General features: G+C 31.2%; 14 protein-coding genes and 1 riboswitch. Of the genes, 13 read left to right on the top strand and 1 reads right to left on the bottom strand.

Going from position 1 to position 18,777, the window contains the following annotated elements; genetic code table 11:
• The first annotated feature begins 113 nt into the window (after positions 1 to 113).
• The 6 genes from U8307_RS00310 (at position 114) to purB (ending at position 8,998) form a co-directional block, all read left to right on the top strand.
• Positions 114 to 2,519 (top strand): FtsK/SpoIIIE family DNA translocase, encoded by a 2,406-nt coding sequence (locus U8307_RS00310; RefSeq protein WP_326909127.1) that lies wholly within the window; start codon positions 114 to 116, stop codon positions 2,517 to 2,519.
• Complete coding sequence (rimO, locus tag U8307_RS00305; RefSeq protein ID WP_326909126.1) at positions 2,516 to 3,841, top strand: 30S ribosomal protein S12 methylthiotransferase RimO; 1,326 nt, start codon at positions 2,516 to 2,518, stop codon at positions 3,839 to 3,841. The genes U8307_RS00310 and rimO overlap by 4 nt, the downstream gene beginning before the upstream one ends.
• Positions 3,838 to 4,389, top strand: a complete 552-nt coding sequence (gene pgsA, locus U8307_RS00300) for a CDP-diacylglycerol--glycerol-3-phosphate 3-phosphatidyltransferase (protein ID WP_326909124.1) — start codon at positions 3,838 to 3,840, stop codon at positions 4,387 to 4,389. Before rimO ends, pgsA begins: the two co-directional genes overlap by 4 nt.
• A 111-nt stretch (positions 4,390 to 4,500) precedes the next feature.
• The gene (gene recA, locus U8307_RS00295) at positions 4,501 to 5,526 is read left to right on the top strand and encodes a recombinase RecA (RefSeq protein WP_326909122.1); all 1,026 of its coding nucleotides are present in this window, start codon (positions 4,501 to 4,503) and stop codon (positions 5,524 to 5,526) included.
• Between the two features lie 316 nt (positions 5,527 to 5,842).
• A complete protein-coding gene (gene rny, locus U8307_RS00290) occupies positions 5,843 to 7,417 on the top strand; it encodes a ribonuclease Y (protein ID WP_442985534.1) in 1,575 nt (524 codons plus the stop codon).
• Between the two features lie 147 nt (positions 7,418 to 7,564).
• Complete coding sequence (purB, locus tag U8307_RS00285) at positions 7,565 to 8,998, top strand: adenylosuccinate lyase (protein WP_326909120.1); 1,434 nt, start codon at positions 7,565 to 7,567, stop codon at positions 8,996 to 8,998.
• Positions 8,999 to 9,098: 100 nt separating this feature from the next.
• Here the strand turns inward: purB and U8307_RS00280 are convergent, their stop codons facing one another.
• Positions 9,099 to 10,229 (bottom strand): zinc-dependent alcohol dehydrogenase, encoded by a 1,131-nt coding sequence (locus U8307_RS00280; RefSeq protein WP_326909118.1) that lies wholly within the window; start codon positions 10,227 to 10,229, stop codon positions 9,099 to 9,101.
• Between the two features lie 190 nt (positions 10,230 to 10,419).
• Between U8307_RS00280 and ku the strand changes: the two genes are divergently transcribed.
• The 7 genes from ku (at position 10,420) to thiE (ending at position 18,776) form a co-directional block, all read left to right on the top strand.
• Entirely contained in the window at positions 10,420 to 11,193 is a 774-nt protein-coding gene (gene ku, locus U8307_RS00275; RefSeq protein ID WP_326909116.1) for a non-homologous end joining protein Ku, read from the top strand.
• Between the two features lie 4 nt (positions 11,194 to 11,197).
• Positions 11,198 to 13,639, top strand: coding sequence for a DNA ligase D (gene ligD, locus U8307_RS00270; protein WP_326909114.1), 2,442 nt, complete (start codon positions 11,198 to 11,200; stop codon positions 13,637 to 13,639).
• 77 nt (positions 13,640 to 13,716) lie between these two features.
• Complete coding sequence (locus U8307_RS00265; protein WP_326909113.1) at positions 13,717 to 14,967, top strand: serpin family protein; 1,251 nt, start codon at positions 13,717 to 13,719, stop codon at positions 14,965 to 14,967.
• Between the two features lie 153 nt (positions 14,968 to 15,120).
• A riboswitch (TPP riboswitch) is annotated at positions 15,121 to 15,222 on the top strand.
• A 54-nt stretch (positions 15,223 to 15,276) separates the two neighbouring features.
• Positions 15,277 to 16,464, top strand: coding sequence for a putative hydroxymethylpyrimidine transporter CytX (gene cytX, locus U8307_RS00260; RefSeq protein ID WP_326909112.1), 1,188 nt, complete (start codon positions 15,277 to 15,279; stop codon positions 16,462 to 16,464).
• Between the two features lie 146 nt (positions 16,465 to 16,610).
• Positions 16,611 to 17,144 carry an energy coupling factor transporter S component ThiW gene (gene thiW, locus U8307_RS00255; RefSeq protein ID WP_326909111.1) on the top strand — a complete coding sequence of 178 codons (534 nt, stop codon included), beginning with the start codon at positions 16,611 to 16,613 and terminating at the stop codon, positions 17,142 to 17,144.
• Between the two features lie 179 nt (positions 17,145 to 17,323).
• Positions 17,324 to 18,151 (top strand): hydroxyethylthiazole kinase, encoded by an 828-nt coding sequence (gene thiM, locus U8307_RS00250; RefSeq protein ID WP_326909109.1) that lies wholly within the window; start codon positions 17,324 to 17,326, stop codon positions 18,149 to 18,151.
• Positions 18,129 to 18,776, top strand: a complete 648-nt coding sequence (gene thiE, locus U8307_RS00245; protein WP_326909107.1) for a thiamine phosphate synthase — start codon at positions 18,129 to 18,131, stop codon at positions 18,774 to 18,776. Before thiM ends, thiE begins: the two co-directional genes overlap by 23 nt.
• The last annotated feature ends 1 nt before the right edge of the window (position 18,777 follow it).

The raw sequence follows: 18,777 nt of genomic DNA, 5'->3' as shown, positions 1-18,777 counted from the left end.
TTTTTTTGCTTATTTTATTGTACAATGAAGCAATAGGCAAATAAACATTGCGAATTAGCTGTATCATGTGATATAATTATTAATCAAATCAATTAGGGGGACTTTGATTAATAATGGCAAAGGTACAAAATACTGAAGTAAAAAATAAAAAGAAAACTACTCATAAGAAGAGTAAAAAAAAGAAGACTTCAACAGATAATAAAAACAACCTTCTAAAAAAAGAAATAACTGGAATATTTATTGTTGCTTTTGCAGTATTTTTGATTATTGTAATAAATACAGAAACTCAAACTGGCATAGTAGGAAAAACAATAAATCTATTTACATATTCAGTATTTGGAAAGGGCTCAAGCATTCTTCCCTTTGTAATTTTAATAATTGGTATGATGAGATTATTAAATTGGGAAGTTTTTAATGATAATGATCAAGTTATTGCTGTAATAGGGTTTTTTGTTTGTTACATAATGTATTGTGCAATATCTGACTTAGCTGTTTATGCTATAATGACAGGAAACAGCAATTTTAGTGAATTAATAATTAGTTCAATAGATACAGGAATTTTAAATAAAGGTGGAGGCATACTTGGAAACATTCTAACTTTCATTTCAATAAAGTTAGTTGGGAAAAACGGAACTTTTATAGTATTAGGTGCTTTAATTTTCTCTTTTATTATACTTCTTACAAATCAAAGTGTAATTGGACTATTTACAGTAATTATTAATTATATTAAAAAAATATTAAATGCTATATATAGTTTTGTATTTATAGAAGTAGATGAAGAAAATAAATCAAAGAAAAAGGCTATAGATAATAAAAGTCAGATTGACCAAAATGAAAATATTAAAATTTACGATTACTCAAATTCTCAACTTGAAAACTTAAAAAAATCTGATATTACTCAATTAAAAATAGACGAAATTAAAAAAGCTGAATTAACAAATAATTTAGTTTCTAATATAGATAATACTACACAGGGAGATAATGAAACTGAAAATTCTGAAGTATCAAAAAAGAAGGGAAAAAAGGCAATTGAAAAGTTTGAACCAGAAGAAATTACAGATGATATCATTAGCATAACAGGAAATAGTGCGGATAAATATAAACTTCCTTCTACTACGCTACTTACATCTATTCCATCCAGCTCAAAAGGGGATAAGGCTGACTTGCGTAAGGATGGAGAAAAGCTTATAGAAACTTTGAATAACTTTAATATACCGTGTAATATATTGCAAATTAGTAAAGGTCCAACAATAACTCGATATGAAATACAACCTGCACCAGGTATTAAAGTAAGTAGAATTACTGGACTAACTAATGATATCGCAATGGCATTAGCTACATCAGAAATACGTATGGAAGCTCCTATACCAGGAAAATCAGCAATTGGGATAGAAGTTCCAAATCGAATTAAGACCAGTGTATTTTTGAGAAATTTAATTGAATCTAAAGATTATAAATCAGTAAATACAAAAATACCATTTGCGTTAGGAAAGGATATAGCAGGAAAAAATATAATAGCTAGTATTGAGAAAATGCCACACTTGCTTATTGCAGGAGCAACAGGCTCAGGAAAAAGTGTTTGCATTAACTCTTTAATTATGAGTATATTATTTAAAGCTAAGCCGGATGAGGTCAAACTTATATTAATTGATCCTAAGGTTGTTGAATTAAGTATTTATAATGGAATCCCTCATTTGCTTATTCCAGTAGTAACTGATCCGCGTAAGGCTGCCAATGCATTAAATTGGGCAGTCGCAGAAATGACTAATCGTTATAAGGTGTTTGCACAAAACAGTGTAAGAGATATTTTATCGTATAATGAGAAGATGGTTAAGGAACAATCAGAAAAAATGCCTCAAATTGTAATAATAATTGATGAGCTTGCAGATTTAATGACTGTAGCTTCTAGTGAAGTAGAAGAATATATTACTAGAATAGCACAGTTAGCAAGAGCATGTGGTATACATCTTGTTATAGCAACTCAAAGGCCATCTGTCGATGTTATAACAGGGGTTATTAAGGCAAATATTCCATCTAGAATAGCTTTTGCTGTATCTTCACAAATAGATTCTCGTACTATTTTAGATTGCGGTGGTGCTGAAAAGCTGTTAGGTAAAGGTGACATGTTATATCACCCAATGGGAATGGCAAAACCAATAAGAATTCAAGGTACATTTATTTCTGATGAAGAAATTAAACGTGTAGTTGATAATATCAGAGAACAACATATAGAGTTAAAAACAGAAAAAAGAGAAGAAATTTTAGATGAAATTGAAAAATCACCTACAAAACAGAAAGAAGCAGATGAATTATTAGAACAAGCAATAGAACTTGTAGTTGATAATGGTCAAGCTTCAGCTTCATATATTCAAAGAAAATTTAAAGTTGGATATGCAAGGGCAGCTAGAATTCTGGATCAAATAGAAGAAAGAGGAATTGTAGGAGGGCACGAGGGAAGTAAACCTCGAAAAGTACTTATTACAAAAGAAGAATTAGAAGAATTGAGAGGAAATAAATGAAAAAAATTTACATGCATTCACTAGGATGTTCGAAAAACCTTGTTGATTCAGAGAACATGCTTGGAATTCTTACAGAAAAAGGATATGAGATAACTGATTATGCAGACAAGGCAGATTATATTATAATTAATACTTGTTCTTTTATTAATGATGCTATGGAAGAATCGGTTAATTCTATACTAAGTGCGGCAGATATTAAATATCAAGTTAATAAAAATGCTAAAATAATAGTAACGGGATGTTTAGCTCAACGGTTTGGAAGTGAATTATCAAAGGAAATTCCTGAGGTAGATATAATAGTTGGTACAAGTGGCTTTGATAAAATAGATAAATATATTGAAGAATATGAAAAAGAAAATAAGTTAATCGTAAAAACAAGTGAAGATGAGATAAATGAAATATTACCACGAAATACATTAACTCCTAGTTGGTATGCATACTTGAAAATATCAGAAGGTTGTAGTAATAATTGTACTTATTGTATTATTCCTAAAATAAGAGGTAAATATAAAAGTCGTAAAATTGAAAATATAGTGGATGAAGCTAGAGTACTTGCAAAGAAAGGTGTAAAGGAAATAATAATAATAGCACAGGATACGAGTAAGTACGGGTTAGATATTTATAATGAAAGAAAATTGCATGAAGTAATTCATAAAATATCTGAAATTGATGGAATAGAATGGATTAGAATTCATTATATGTATCCTGAGGATGTATATGATGACCTAATAAATGAATTTAAAAATAATAATAAGCTGCTAAAATATTTTGATATTCCACTTCAGCATATAAGCGATAATATTTTAAAAAAGATGAACAGAAAAACAAATAAAGAACAAATTATTACTTTGATTTCTAAAATTCGAAAGGAAGTTGATGGTGCTGTAATTAGAACTTCTTTAATTACAGGATTTCCAGGAGAAACAGAAGAAGAACATAAAGAGTTGAAAGATTTTTTACAAAAATATAAGTTAGATAGAGTGGGAATATTTAAATATTCTAGGGAAGAAAACACACCAGCATATAAATTGCCAAATCAAATAAGTGAAAATGTAAAAGAACAAAGACATGATGAGTTAATGGAATTACAACTAGGCATATCATATGAACTTAATAGTAATAAAATAGGAAATACTTATGATGTATTAATTGAAGAAAAGGATGTTGAAAATATATATGTAGGTAGAACATATATGGATTCAATAGAAATAGACGGTTGTGTTTATGTAACATCAGATGAAGAGTTAACTATAGGCAATATTTATAAAGTGAAAATAAATGATGCCTTAGAATATGATTTGATAGGAGATGTGAAACAATGAATTGGTTTAAAAATATGAACATACCTAATCAACTTACTGTTATTAGAATTTTGTTAATTCCACTATTTTTGCTGTTTTTATTTATTAGTAAAGGAGTATTTCGATTCTTTCCATTGTTAATATTTATAGGAGCTGCAGTAACTGATGCAATTGATGGGCATATTGCAAGAAGAGACAATTTAATAACTAACTTCGGAAAATTTATGGATCCTTTAGCAGATAAGCTATTGACTGCATCTGCTTTTATTGCATTTGTAGAAATAGGATATTTAAGCTCATGGATAGTAATTTTAATTATATCTAGAGAGTTTCTAATTTCTGGTTTCAGAACTTTAGCAGCATCAAAAGGAGTCACAATAGCTGCAAATCCGTGGGGTAAAATTAAAACGGTTTTTCAAATGGTATTAATTGTTGTTATTTTAATTGATTATACAGGTTATATTCGTTTTGCATCACCAATGATTACTCCTCTTGTTGTAATAGCTGTATTATTAACAGTTGTATCTGGTGTAACATATATTTATGATAATTTAAATGTAATTAAATAGTAATAAATCTCAAAGATTTATTACTATTCTTATGTAAGTTTATATTGACAAAAAGTAGTAATTTTTATATAATATAATAAAGTGAACAAATGTTCTAAAAAGGAGTATGAGATGGAAAAAGAAAAAGCCCTTGAGCTGGCCATTGCTCAGATTGAAAAACAATTTGGAAAAGGTTCTATAATGAAACTTGGAGAAGATGCGAAACTTAACTTAGAATCAATACCTACAGGCGCATTGCCTCTTGATATAGCTACTGGAATAGGTGGTGTTCCAAAAGGAAGAATAATTGAAATATTTGGACCTGAATCATCTGGTAAGACAACAGTTGCGTTACATATTATAGCAGAATCTCAAAAAAGGGGAGGTATTGCTGCATTTGTAGATGCTGAGCATGCATTAGATCCTGGATATGCTAAAAAACTTGGAGTATCAGTAGAGGATTTAATTATTTCTCAACCTGATACAGGAGAGCAAGGTTTAGAAATTGCTGAAGCTCTTGTTAGAAGTGGTGCTGTTGATGTATTAGTTGTAGACTCTGTTGCAGCATTAGTACCTAAAGCTGAAATTGATGGAGAAATGGGAGATTCTCACATAGGTTTACAAGCAAGACTTATGTCTCAGGCTCTTAGAAAACTTGCAGGAGCAATTAGTAAATCAAACACAGTTGCAATTTTTATTAACCAATTACGTGAAAAAGTTGGGGTTATGTTTGGAAGTCCTGAAACAACAACTGGAGGAAGGGCACTTAAGTTTTATTCTTCAATGAGATTAGATGTTAGAAGAATAGAATCTTTAAAAAAGGGAGATCAAGTTTATGGTAACAGAACTAGAGTAAAAATAGTTAAAAACAAAGTAGCTCCACCATTTAAACAAGCTGAGTTTGACATAATTTATGGAAAGGGAATATCGAAAGAAGGTTGCATTCTGGATATAGGAGTTGAAGCTGATATTGTAAATAAAGCTGGAGCTTGGTATTCTTATGAAGGAAACAGAATAGGACAAGGAAGGGAAAATTCAAAAGAATTTTTATTATCTAATCCAGAATTAATGAATGAAATAGAATTAAAGATAAGAGAAAAATACGAATTTATAGAAGACAATTCAATCATAAAAACTAAGGATAAAACAGAAAAATAAAATAAACATAGTTAAGGCATTTTATATGCCTTTTTTTATTTTCTAATATAGTTAACATAATTATATCTATGTTAACTATAGTATTTTTTAGCCACTTATTTTAAAAAAAAGAAATTTTTATGAAAAAAATTAATTAAAATTTAAGAAATTAGTGCACAAATAGACATTGCTCCTTGACAGAGTTGTTAAAAAATTATAAAATATATTATATTCAAGTATTAAGAAATAACATTACTATTTTTAAATATATCTTTTTAAAGATAAACATTTTCAAATTATTTCGACAATATAAGTGAAATGTGATGAAAATGTATATATTTCGCAGCTTGAAAATTTAATATTGGGAGGTGCTGAATTGTTCGTTGAAATAATAGTAGGCGTTATCTGTATAATTATAGGTATAGTATTAGGCTTTTTTATGCGTAAAAGTATATCAGAAAGTAAAATAGGTAGTGCTGAAACTGAAGCTAAAAGGATAATTGACGAAGCAAAAAAAGAAGCTGAGACAAAAAAGAAGGAATATCTTGTTGAAGCAAAAGATGAAGCTCACAAAATAAGAAATGAATATGAAAGAGAAAACAAAGAAAGAAGAACTGAATTACAAAGATCAGAAAAAAGATTAATCAAAAAAGAAGAAATGCTTGATTCAAAAAGTATGCTTGTCGAAAAAAAAGAAGAAATGCTTCAAAAAAAATTAAAAGAAATTGAAACAAAGCAAAGTAAGCTAGCAGCTATACATGACAGGCAAATTCAAGAACTTGAGAGAATTTCTGGATTATCAACAGAAGAAGCAAAAAACTTATTAATTAGTAACATTAAAAAAGATGCTGAACAAGAAGCTGCAATCGCTGTTAAAGACATTGAAAGAGAAGCAAAAGAAACTGCAGAGAGAAAAGCACGTGAAATTATTACATATGCTATCCAAAAATGTTCTGCAGATCATGTAGCGGAAACAACTGTATCTGTAGTCGACTTACCTAATGATGAAATGAAAGGTAGGATAATAGGAAGAGAAGGTAGAAATATCAGAGCTCTTGAACAACTTACAGGTATAGATATAATAATAGATGATACCCCAGAAGCTGTAGTAATATCGGGATTTGATCCTATTAGAAGAGAAGTTGCCAGATTGGCACTAGAAAAATTAATATCAGATGGAAGAATTCACCCAGCTAGAATTGAAGAAATGGTTGAAAAAGCAAAAAAAGAAATAGAACAGCAGATTAAAGATGAAGGAGAACAAGCAACACTTGACACTGGTGTACATGGACTTCACCCTGAACTTATAAAATTATTAGGCAGGTTAAAATTTAGAACAAGCTATGGTCAAAATGTATTGAAACATTCTATAGAAGTTTCTTATCTTGCAGGAATAATGGCTGCTGAACTTGGAGCTGACGTAAAGATAGCAAAAAGAGCTGGATTATTACATGATATAGGTAAAGCTGTGGATCATGAAGTTGAAGGTCCTCACGTTACTATTGGTGAAGATTTAGCTAGAAAATATAAAGAAAATAAAGCTATATTGCATGCGATTGCTGCACATCATGGAGATGTTGAACCTCAAACTGTTGAAGCAGTTTTAATTCAAGCTGCTGATGCGATATCTGCTGCAAGACCAGGTGCAAGAAGAGAAACTCTTGAAACATATATAAAACGATTAGAAAAATTAGAAGAAATATCAAATTCATTTGATGGTGTAGAAAAATCTTTTGCAATACAAGCAGGAAGAGAAATTAGAATTATGGTAAAACCTGAAGTAACGACTGATTCAAGTATTATTATTACTGCTAAAGATATAGTTAAGAAAATTGAAGATGAAATGGAATATCCAGGACAGATTAAAGTAAATGTTATTAGAGAAACTAGAGCAATAGAATATGCAAAGTAGAAATATACGGAAGTAAACAATTTATTGTTTACTTCTTTTTAATATAGAGATACAATAAAAGTAGTTGAACAATTGTTGCACAAAAGAAGAGTTAAATTTTTCGTTAGAATTTTTGATTAAAAGAATTTAAATATTAGGAGGTATAAAATGCCAAGAGATACATATGAAAATCCATTAATATCAAGGTATGCAAGTAAAGAAATGAGTTATTTATTTTCAGATGAAAGCAAATTTTCCACATGGAGAAAGTTATGGGTTGCTTTAGCAGAAGGCGAAAAGGAACTTGGCTTAAATATAACGGATGAACAAATTGAAGAAATGAAAGCTAATATTTATAATATAGATTTTGAACTTGCTGCAAGAAAAGAAAAAGAATTTAGACATGATGTAATGGCTCACGTGCATACATATGGAATTGCTTGTCCAAAAGCGATGCCGATAATTCATCTTGGAGCAACCAGCATGTATGTTGTTGATAATACTGATGCTATTTTAATGAAAAAAGCACTTTTTTTAATTAAGAAGAAACTTGTAAATTTAATTAGTGTCTTATCAGAATTTTGTTTAGAATATAAAGATATGCCAACTTTGGGATATACTCATTATCAGCCAGCACAACTTACTACTGTAGGAAAAAGAGCAAGTTTGTGGTTACAGGATTTGTATATTGATTATGAAGAAATTACTCATGTAATTGATATGGTGAAATTAAGAGGAGTTAAGGGTACTACAGGCACTCAGGCAAGTTTTATGAGTCTTTTTAATAACGATGGAGAAAAGGTTAATAAGTTAGAAAAACTTGTAGTCGAAAAAATGGGTTTTAAAGATGCTTTTAAATTGACTGGTCAGACATATACTAGAAAAATTGATTATTATGTGTTGTCTACTTTAAGCGGTATTGCACAAAGTTTACATAAAATTACTAATGATATTAGAATATTACAAAGTCAAAAAGAAATTGAAGAACCATTTGAAAAAAGTCAAATAGGCTCTTCTGCAATGGCATATAAAAGAAATCCTATGAGAAGTGAAAGAATAGCGTCGTTATCTAGATTTATTATGTCAAATGAAGCTAATATGGCCAATACTACTGCAACTCAGTGGTTAGAAAGAACACTAGACGATTCAGCTATTAAAAGGTTAAGCATACCTCAGGGATTCTTGGCAGCGGATGCTATTCTTGGAATTGCAATTAATGTATTTTCAGGATTAGTTGTAAATGATAAAGTGATACAAAAACATATTAATGAAGAACTTCCTTTTATGGCTACAGAAAATATTATTATGGAAGCAGTAAAACGTGGTGGTAACAGACAGGAACTTCATGAGGAAATAAGAGTATTATCTATGCAATCTGCAGAGCAAGTGAAAAAATTCGGTAGACAAAATGATTTAATCGATAGAATGTCTAAGAGCAAAATAATCAACATGTCAATAGAAGAAATTGAAGAAACAATTAATCCTAGTAACTATGTAGGAAGAGCACCTCAACAGGTTGTAGAATTTTATAATGAAACAATTAAACCAATTCTTGAAGAAAATAAGGATATGCTAGGTGTTGATGTAGAGTTAAGAGTATAGAATTATTTATAGGTTCTATAAAAGAGAGACTTGCTTTTTATGCAGAATCTCTTTTTTGATAGTTTTATTTTATTTGGGTATATAGAAGGTGGACTATAAATCATGGTTTAAGAATTACTTTTATACATTCATCCTTCTTTTTATCAAATATTTCATAAGCATGCTTACCTTTGTCTAAAGATAATTTATGTGTTATTATATCAGTAGCATCAAATTTTTCTTCTTCTATATATTTTAAAATTGTATCTATATAAGCTTGGGCAGGGCATTGGCCCATTTTTAAAGTTATATTTCTAGAGAAGAAGTCACCTAATGGAAAATTATTGTATCGTAGGCCATACACTCCTACAAGTACGACGGTACCTCCTTTTCGAACAGCTTGAGTTGCTATTTCTATAGCAGACTTTGAACCGCCTTGTAACTTTAAAGCTGTTTCAATTTTTTCAAAAGTTGACATCTTTCCATCTAATCCTACACAATCAATTACAACATCAGCACCTCCATTAGTTATTTCTTTTATATATTCTCCAGTATTATCATAGTCTTCAAAATTAATAACTTCAACATTGTAATTATCTTCGGCATGTTTTAATCGATATCCAACTCTGTCAACGGCGATTATACGCTTCGCATCTCTGAATGCTGCCCATTTTATAGTTAAAAGACCTACTGGACCACAACCTAAAATAACAACAGTATCACCAGATTTAACACCACCAATATCGACACCCCAATAAGATGTTGGAAGGATATCGGTTAAAAATAATGCCTGTTCATCACTTAGTTGATTAGGTATTTTTGTAGGCCCTACATTAGCGTAGGGGACTCTTAAGTATTCTGCTTGACCACCAGCATATCCTCCAAGAGTATTACTGTAGCCAAATATACCTCCAATTTCCCCATAATCATTTGAATTATCACATTGACTATACAAATCATGTTGACAATACCAACAATGTCCACAAGCTACTGGAAATGGAACAATAACTCTATCTCCTTTTTTTACTTTGTGAACATCTTTTCCTGCTTCTTCTACAATTCCCATTGTTTCATGTCCTAACACAAATCCCTTTGGCATGTTGGGAATTAATCCATGAACAAGATGTAAATCAGAACCACATATAGCCGTTGATGTTACTTTAACAATTATATCATCATGATTTTCAATTTTTGGGTCATCTACATTCTTAACATTTACTTCTTGTATTCCTTCATATACTAATGCTTTCATATTAACCTCATAAATAACTTTTTTATTTATCTTTGCCTTATGAAGATTTAATATACAAAAATTTATGGCTTCGAATTAAGGTATTTTGATATATATATAATATATTTTAAAAACTATATTACAAATATTTAAAAATGGGTAGGAATACATAGACCTAATTTGGAAACAATATCCTTGGAGGTGTTTCAATATGATATCACGTAAATCGGTTATAACATTTGGTATGGTTGCAATCCCTATTGCCATGTACACTGCAACACAGGACAATGACATTCGCTTCAATCAGTTGCATAAAGAAGACAATAGTCGTATTAGATACAAGAAAACATGTGGCCACTGCGGCAAGGAAATTAATTCTAATGATATAGTAAAAGGATATGAGTATGATAAGGACAAGTATGTTGTAATTACAAATGAAGAAATTGAAAAAATAAAGACTGAAAAAGAAAAATCAATTCAAATTCTTCACTTTGCTCAATTAAATCAGATTTCTCCTGTTTACTATGAAAAGACCTATCAGGCAGCTCCTGAGACAGGAGGAGAAAAGGCCTTTGAGTTGTTAAGGTCTGCACTTATGGCAGAACAAAAAATAGCTATAGGTAAGACAGTTATGGGAACGAAGGACACGCTTATGGCAATAATTCCTCGAGAAGAAGGTATACTTATTTCTACTATGTTCTTTGCTGATGAAGTTAAGGATCTTCAAAAACAATATACTAAGCCTGAAGTATCAGAGCAGGAGTTGAATATGGCAAAAACGCTAATTAACTCCATGGATACGCCATTTGATCCTTCTTTGTATAAAGATGAATACCAGACAAGACTTCGTCAACTAATAGAGACAAAAGTTTCTGGAAAAGAGGTTGTGGCTGTTGAAAGCGAAAGTCCTGGTAAAGTCATTGACCTTATGGAGGCACTAAAAGCTAGCGTAGAAAAAGCTAAGAAAGACAAGGAATCGGCGTAATCTTATGAATGTACAATTAGACGAATATAACCAAAAAAGAAATTTTGGAAGGACTTTAGAGCCTGTAGGTAAGATAAAAGATTCGGAGGAATTTTTAAGATTTGTTGTTCAGCATCATTTAGCTAGTAGAGATCACTTTGATTTTCGACTGGAATGGAAAGGTGTTCTTTTAAGCTGGGCGGTACCCAAAGGCCCCTCTTATAATAGTTATGATAAAAGGTTGGCTGTTCAAGTAGAGGACCACCCTTTAGAATACAGAAATTTTGAAGGTACTATACCAAAAGGGCAATATGGTGGAGGGGTAGTTATGCTCTGGGATGAGGGTTTTTGGGAACCTCATTGTAATGTGGAAGAAGGTATCAGTGATGGAATGCTAAAGTTTGGCCTAAAAGGAAGACGGTTAAAGGGTAGATGGGCTTTAATTCGATTAAAAATTAAAGCTGGTGAAACTAAGAATAATTGGCTTCTATTAAAGGAAAAAGATGAGCATGTAAAAAATGATGACGGAATATCCCAATTTATTACTAGTATAAGGACCGGACGAACTATGATTGAAATTGAAAAAGACGAAGATGAAAAAATTACTAAAAATCCCTTTAACAATGTTGAGGTTCAGTTAGCTAAATTAGTTAAGTCGGTTCCCAAGGAAGAGGACTGGCTCTATGAATTGAAATATGATGGCTACAGAATTGTGTCATTTGTGGAAGAGAACAGTGCAAGGTTAATAACTAGAAACGGAAATGATTATACAAAGCATTTTTATGATATTGCTTCAGCTCTCATTGACTTGGCCAAAGGAAGGGCTATGGTTCTAGATGGGGAAATAGTTATCACTGATGAAGACGGTAAAACGGATTTTCAGGCATTACAGAACTATTTTAAAAGTAAAAAAGTAAAAAATCTTACATATATTATATTTGATCTTCTTGCGTTAAATGGAGTGGATTTACGAAACCATCCTTTAATTGCTAGAAAAGAAAAGTTAGAATATTTGATGAGAGATGCTCCAAAAAATTTATACTACAGCCGTTATGTCAATGGATACGGAAATGAAAGTTTTACTGCAGCCTGTGAAGCAAGCATGGAAGGTATAGTAGGAAAAAAAGCTAATTCAATTTATAGTGGAACAAGGAATGGCGATTGGATAAAGCTTAAATGCGACAAAAGGCAGGAATTTGTTATCGGAGGTTATTCGCTTTCTGATAAAAGAACTAAGGGGGTAAGTTCACTTCTCCTTGGTGTGTATGAGGGAGATAAATTAGTATATGCAGGACGTGCAGGAACTGGTATTAGCGAATCTGACATGAAAATACTTGAAGATAAATTTGAGAACTTAAAAAAAACTGAATCTCCTTTTGTACTTATTCCTAAATCTAAATCCAACGAAAACATTACATGGCTTGAGCCTAAAATAGTTGCTGAAATTAAGTTTGCCGAATGGACTAAGGAAAATTTATTAAGGCAAGCAAGCTTTAAAGGTTTACGTATTGATAAGAATCCTAAAGAAATAAAAAGAGAAAAAGCTGTGGGTAAGATAGAGCTTCAATCAACTATACAAGAAGTTAAAAAACCTGTTAAAATTAATTCAAAGGACCTTGTTATTGAAGGGGTGAAAATATCAAGTCCTAATAAGATAATATTTAATGACCTTGAGATTACGAAAGAAGATGTAATTCGTTATTATTCAAAGGTTTCAGAACGAATGCTTCCCTATGTGGGTCATAGGGTATTAAGTATTGTTCGTTGTCCTAAAGGCGTGTCACAGAATTGCTTTTATAAAAAACATCCAGGTTTAGGCAGCAAAGGTATAATTACAATACCTCTTATTAACAGTAATAAAGAGGCAGAAGATTACTTTTATATTGAGAATATATTAGGTCTTATATCTGAAGCACAAATGGGTACACTGGAGTTTCATACTTGGGGAAGCCGTGTTGATCAGCTTGAAAGACCAGATATGATGGTATTTGACTTGGATCCAGATGAAGGAATGGATTTAAGCAGGGTACGTAAAGGCGTAGAGGATATAAAGAGTATTCTTGATGAACTTTCACTTAATTCATACCTTAAGACTAGTGGTGGCAAAGGGTATCATATAGTTGTACCATTAAAACCGTCGGTCACTTGGAAAAAATTTCATGACTTTGCAAAGCAAGTTGCAGAAGTAATGGAGCATAAGTGGCCAGAGCGATATACAAGTAATGTTAGAAAATCTAAGCGTACAAACAAAATATTCATCGACTGGATTCGGAATGCCAGAGGAGCTACTAGTATTGCTCCCTATTCTCTAAGAGCTAGAAAAGGAGCCAAAGTAACAATGCCCATTAGATGGGATGAGCTTAATAAAGTTGCCCCTGACGGTATCAATATGAATGATGCGCTTTTAAGGATTAGTGGTCCAGATCCTTGGGAGGATTTTTTCAAAAATAATCAGATGCTTAAGTAACAACTTATCTATATATTTAATAGTTAGGAACATTGCTGTATGGAAATCGTCTAAAATATTAAAGGGAGGTTTTTTGCATGAAAAGTAAAATTAGATTACTAATATGTTTATTGCTCATATCAACAATGATTTTAACAGGATGCTTAAATGTTTCTAATGATTTAATGAAGGGAATTGTATCCAACAATGAAGATAGGATACCAGAGCAAATGGAAGAAAAATTAAACCAAGCTATTTTGAATTTTACTTGGAACTTCTTTAAAGAAAGCTCCAACAATGAAGGTAATATAATGATTTCTGCACCATCTATTTATTTTGCATTAGCTATGACATTAAATGGAGCTAATGGTGATACTAAAGAGCAAATGCTAGATGCTTTAAAAGTAGAAGACATTACAATTGAAGAATTAAATTTAGGATTAAGTGACTGGATGGTTTCATTAATGTCAGATAATAGAATTGCTGAGCTTTCAATTGATAATTCAATTTGGTATAGAGAAGGTTTTAAAGCAAATAAAAAATTTTTGCAAACCAATGCGGATTATTATTCTGCATATGTAAAAAGTTTAGATTTTAGTGATAGGAATGCATCTGATGAGATTAATAATTGGGTTAAAGAAGCAACGAATGATACTATTGATAAAATAGTTGGAGAAATAGATGAGAACACAATGATGTATCTAATTAACGCTATTTATTTTAAAGGAGACTGGAAAGAACAATTTGCAAACAGTAAAACATTCAAGAAGACTTTTAATGCACCAACTGGTAAAGTTGAAACAGATTTCATGAATAGAAGAGGGAATATAGATTGTGTAGAAAGCAATGGCATAACTGGAGTTGTATTGCCATACTTAGATGAACAGTTTGCTTTTGTTGGATTATTGCCAAAAGAAGATCAAACTCCTAAAGAAATGATAAACAGTCTGTCAGCTTTAGATTTTATAAAATTGATAAACAGCAAAAAAATAAAAAATATAGAACTATCATTACCAAAATTTGAAAGCAGCTATGAAGACAGTTTGGTAAATGAGTTGGTTAATTTAGGAATGGAAATTCCTTTTGATTATAGTAATGCAGATTTTTCTCTGATGAAAGAAGATTTAACAAAAGATTTATTTATCAGTGAAGTAAAACATAAAACATTTATAAAGGTTGATGAAAAAGGAACTGAAGCATCTGCGGTAACATCAGTAGAAATGGAAACTACATCAATGCCTGCAGAACTTTCAAAGGTTGTCTTTGATAGGCCATTTTTATATGGAATAGTAGATGTTACAACAGGAATACCACTATTCATAGGTATAATGGAAAATCCAAATAAGTAGTAAAAATATCTATTTCTTTCTTATAATACTAAAGTGAGTCTACATATTAGTTGGAAATATTACTTTGGAAATAGATTAAATTTGACAAAATACTACTTTACAATACATATTACTTGACACAAAAAAGAATCAATGATATATTAAATTAACAGAACTAAATAATTCGGGAGCTTTTAAAGGCTGAGAGGAAACTGTAAGTTTCGACCGTACCTGATTTGGATAATGCCAACGTAGGGAAACTGTTTATGAAAGTGAATGGGATATACCACATTGTTGGTATATCCCATTTTTATTAGAAAGGATAGAAATATGGAAAGTTACAAAACATCAACATTTAGCAATGGTTTATTGTGGTTTGGTGCATCAGTATCCATTGCGGAAATTTTTACAGGAACATTATTTTCATCTCTTGGTTTTGCAAAAGGGTTTATTGCTATACTAGTTGGCCACATTATAGGGTGTGTTCTTCTGTTTTTTGCTGGAATGATAGGTGCTAAAAGTGGAAAATCTTCAATGGAATCAGTTGGATTATCATTTGGGAATCGAGGAAGAAATTTTTTTGCACTGCTTAATGTTCTACAGCTTATGGGATGGACTTCAGTAATGATAATACAAGGTGCAAGAGCAATGAGTATTATGCTAAACACAACTATTGATACGCATACTAATTTGTTGTTATGCAGTATAATTGGAGCAGTAATTCTTGCATGGGTGATTATTGGTCCTAAAAATTTGGAGAAGGTTAATGTTGTTGCCGTGGGAGGATTGTTTATTTTAACAATTTTATTAGGTTTCACAGTTTTTAAAGGAGGTCCATTAACACATATTAATGGGCAATTGAGTTTAGGTGCAGCAATAGAACTGTCTATAGCAATGCCTCTTTCTTGGTTACCTTTGATCTCGGATTATACCAAGGATGCAAAGCATCCATTAATCGCAACAAAAGTAAGTGTAATTACATATTTTTTTGGAAGTGTATTTATGTATACTATCGGTTTAGGAGCAGCGATTTTTACTGGTGAAAGTGATATTGCTATTATCATGTATAAGGCAGGATTTGGAATTCTTGGAGTACTAATAATACTGTTTTCAACAGTTACAACCACTTTTTTAGATGTTTATTCTGCAGGAGTAAGTTTAAAAACAATTAACAATAAACTATCTGAAAAATACATGTCTATACTGGTGTGTATTGTTGGCACTGTAACTGCAATTTTATTGCCTGTGGAACAATTTGAAAACTTCTTATTGTTAATAGGCTCAGTGTTTTCTCCTATGATTGCAGTGTTGATTGCAGATTACTATATTCTAAAAAAAGATAATCTGAAAAAGTCCGTGAATAAGAAAAACTTTATTATTTGGCTTATAGGATTTGCCATATATAGAATGTTGTTAAACATGGATATTATTATTGGAAGTACAGTTCCAGTAATAGTTATTACATTAATTTTATGTGTGATAATAAATAAAATAAAGTCACCAAGTTTCAACGTATAATTTTCTGAACAAAACAATTTTACAGTAACAAGATGAAATGTTTTATGTTAAAGGCATAAAAAGGGGTACACCACCGAGGGTGTAATCTTCTTTTCGTGCCTTTTTCTATAATCCTATCTAATAAAAATAACAAAAAAGGAGATAAAATGATAAAAAGTAAAAGTATTATTTTAAAAAAAAAAATTTTTACAGCATTGCTGGCATGTATGGGTTATGTACTAAATACTTTTGTATGGATTCCTGGAATGGCACCTTTTCAACATTTTATAAATGTAATAGCTGCTGTATTTCTGGGACCAGCTTGGAGTTTTGTATGTGCACTGATAATTGGAATATTGAGAATGATACTAAATGGACGACCTATATTGGCGGTTATCGGAGCTATAGTGGGAGCTTACTTTTCAGGCCTACTGTACAAAAGATTTCAAAAATTATATTGGGCAGTATTAGGAGAGGTAATAGGTACTGGAATAATTAGTGCTATTATTTCGTATCCATTTATGAGATTATTTTATGGATTACCGAAAAGTTCGATTTTTACTTATATTCCATTATTTCTTCCATCATCTTTCATGGGAGCAATGCTTGGATTGTTGCTTATAAAAACATTAAAGAAAATAAAGATGTTTGATAGTATAAAGTCGTTGGTAAACGAACTTGACATGAATAATAAACAGTGATATATTTAGATAAACTAAATATTGGGAGCTTATGAATAGGCTGAGAGGAAACTGTAAGTTTCGACCGTACCTGATTTGGATAATGCCAACGGAGGGAACTGTTTATGAAAGTGAATGGGATATACCACATGTTGGTAAATCCCATTTTTAGTTTAAATCTAATAAGCAGGAGATTTAATATGTTTTCAGAAGTTTTAAAAAATGTTAAAAACAACACACCTTTGGTTCACAATATTACAAATTATGTTACAGTTAACGATTGTGCAAATATATTGTTAGCTTGCGGAGGTTCTCCCATCATGGCTGATGATATAGAAGAAGTTGAAGAAATTACATCAATATGCAATGCATTGGTTATTAACATAGGAACATTAAATTCAAGGACTGTTGAGTCTATGATTAAGGCTGGGAAAAAAGCAAATGAGCTAAGTATTCCCGTTATACTTGATCCAGTGGGAGCAGGTGCATCTAAGCTTAGAACAGAAACCACCTTTAAGCTATTAGAAGAAGTGAAATTTACTGTTATAAGAGGTAATATGTCAGAAATAAAAACAGTAGGAAAGGCTAACATAAATAAAACAAGAGGTGTGGATGCAAATGAAGATGACTCATTAAACGAAGACAATATAGAAGGAGCAGTAAAATATATTAAATCTTTAGCGAAAAAACTTTCTGTAATCGTAGCTGTTACTGGTGCCATAGATATTGTTACAGATGGTTCAAAAACATATTTGATTAGAAACGGACATCCTTTGATGAGTAAAATATCCGGAACAGGATGTATGCTTTCTTCTATAGTTGGTGCTTATTGCGGAGCCAACAAGAGCAATTTTTTAGAAGCCACAGCAGCTGCAGTATGTTCCATGGGACTATGTGGTGAACTTGCTTATGAAAAAATGAAAAAGAATGACGATGGAACATCTTTATTAAAGGCTCATTTAATAGATTATATTAGTAAACTAGATGTTCAAATACTGAAAGAAGGTGCAAAACTTGAAATTAAATAATAAATCATTAGTTCTATATGCAATTACAGATAGGACATGGTTAAATGGTAAGACACTTCCTGAAATAGTGGAAGAGGCAATATTAGGAGGAGTAACGTTCATTCAATTAAGAGAAAAAAACTTATGTTTAGAAGAATTTTTAAAAACAGCCAAAGAAGTGAAGAAAGTAACTGACAAATATAATATTCCATTTGTCATAAATGACAATGTAGATATAGCAGTTTTAGTTAATGCAGACGGTGTGCATATAGGACAAAGTGATGAAGAAATTATAACAGCAAGGCAAAAATTAGGTTATGACAAAATAATTGGCCTTTCAGCGAAAACAGTGGCAGAGGCGGTTAAGGCTGAACAAAACGGAGCGGATTACATTGGTGTTGGAGCAGTTTTTAATACATCAACAAAACTTGATGCTGATAGTGTTTCAATTGAAACACTGAGGAACATATGTAAATCAGTTAATGTACCTGTTGTTGCAATTGGAGGAATAACAAAAGATAATGTACTTGAACTAACAGGTACAGATATATCTGGTATATCTGTGATATCAGCAATCTTTGCACAGGACAATATTAGAAATGCTGCATCTGAACTTATAAAATTAACAAAGAAAATAATAGAATGAA

It is taken from the genome of Sedimentibacter sp. MB31-C6, assembly GCF_035934735.1.
Lineage (GTDB): Bacteria > Bacillota > Clostridia > Tissierellales > Sedimentibacteraceae > Sedimentibacter.
Note: the sequence above shows the minus strand (reverse complement) of the source record. Positions and strands in the feature narration are given on the sequence as shown.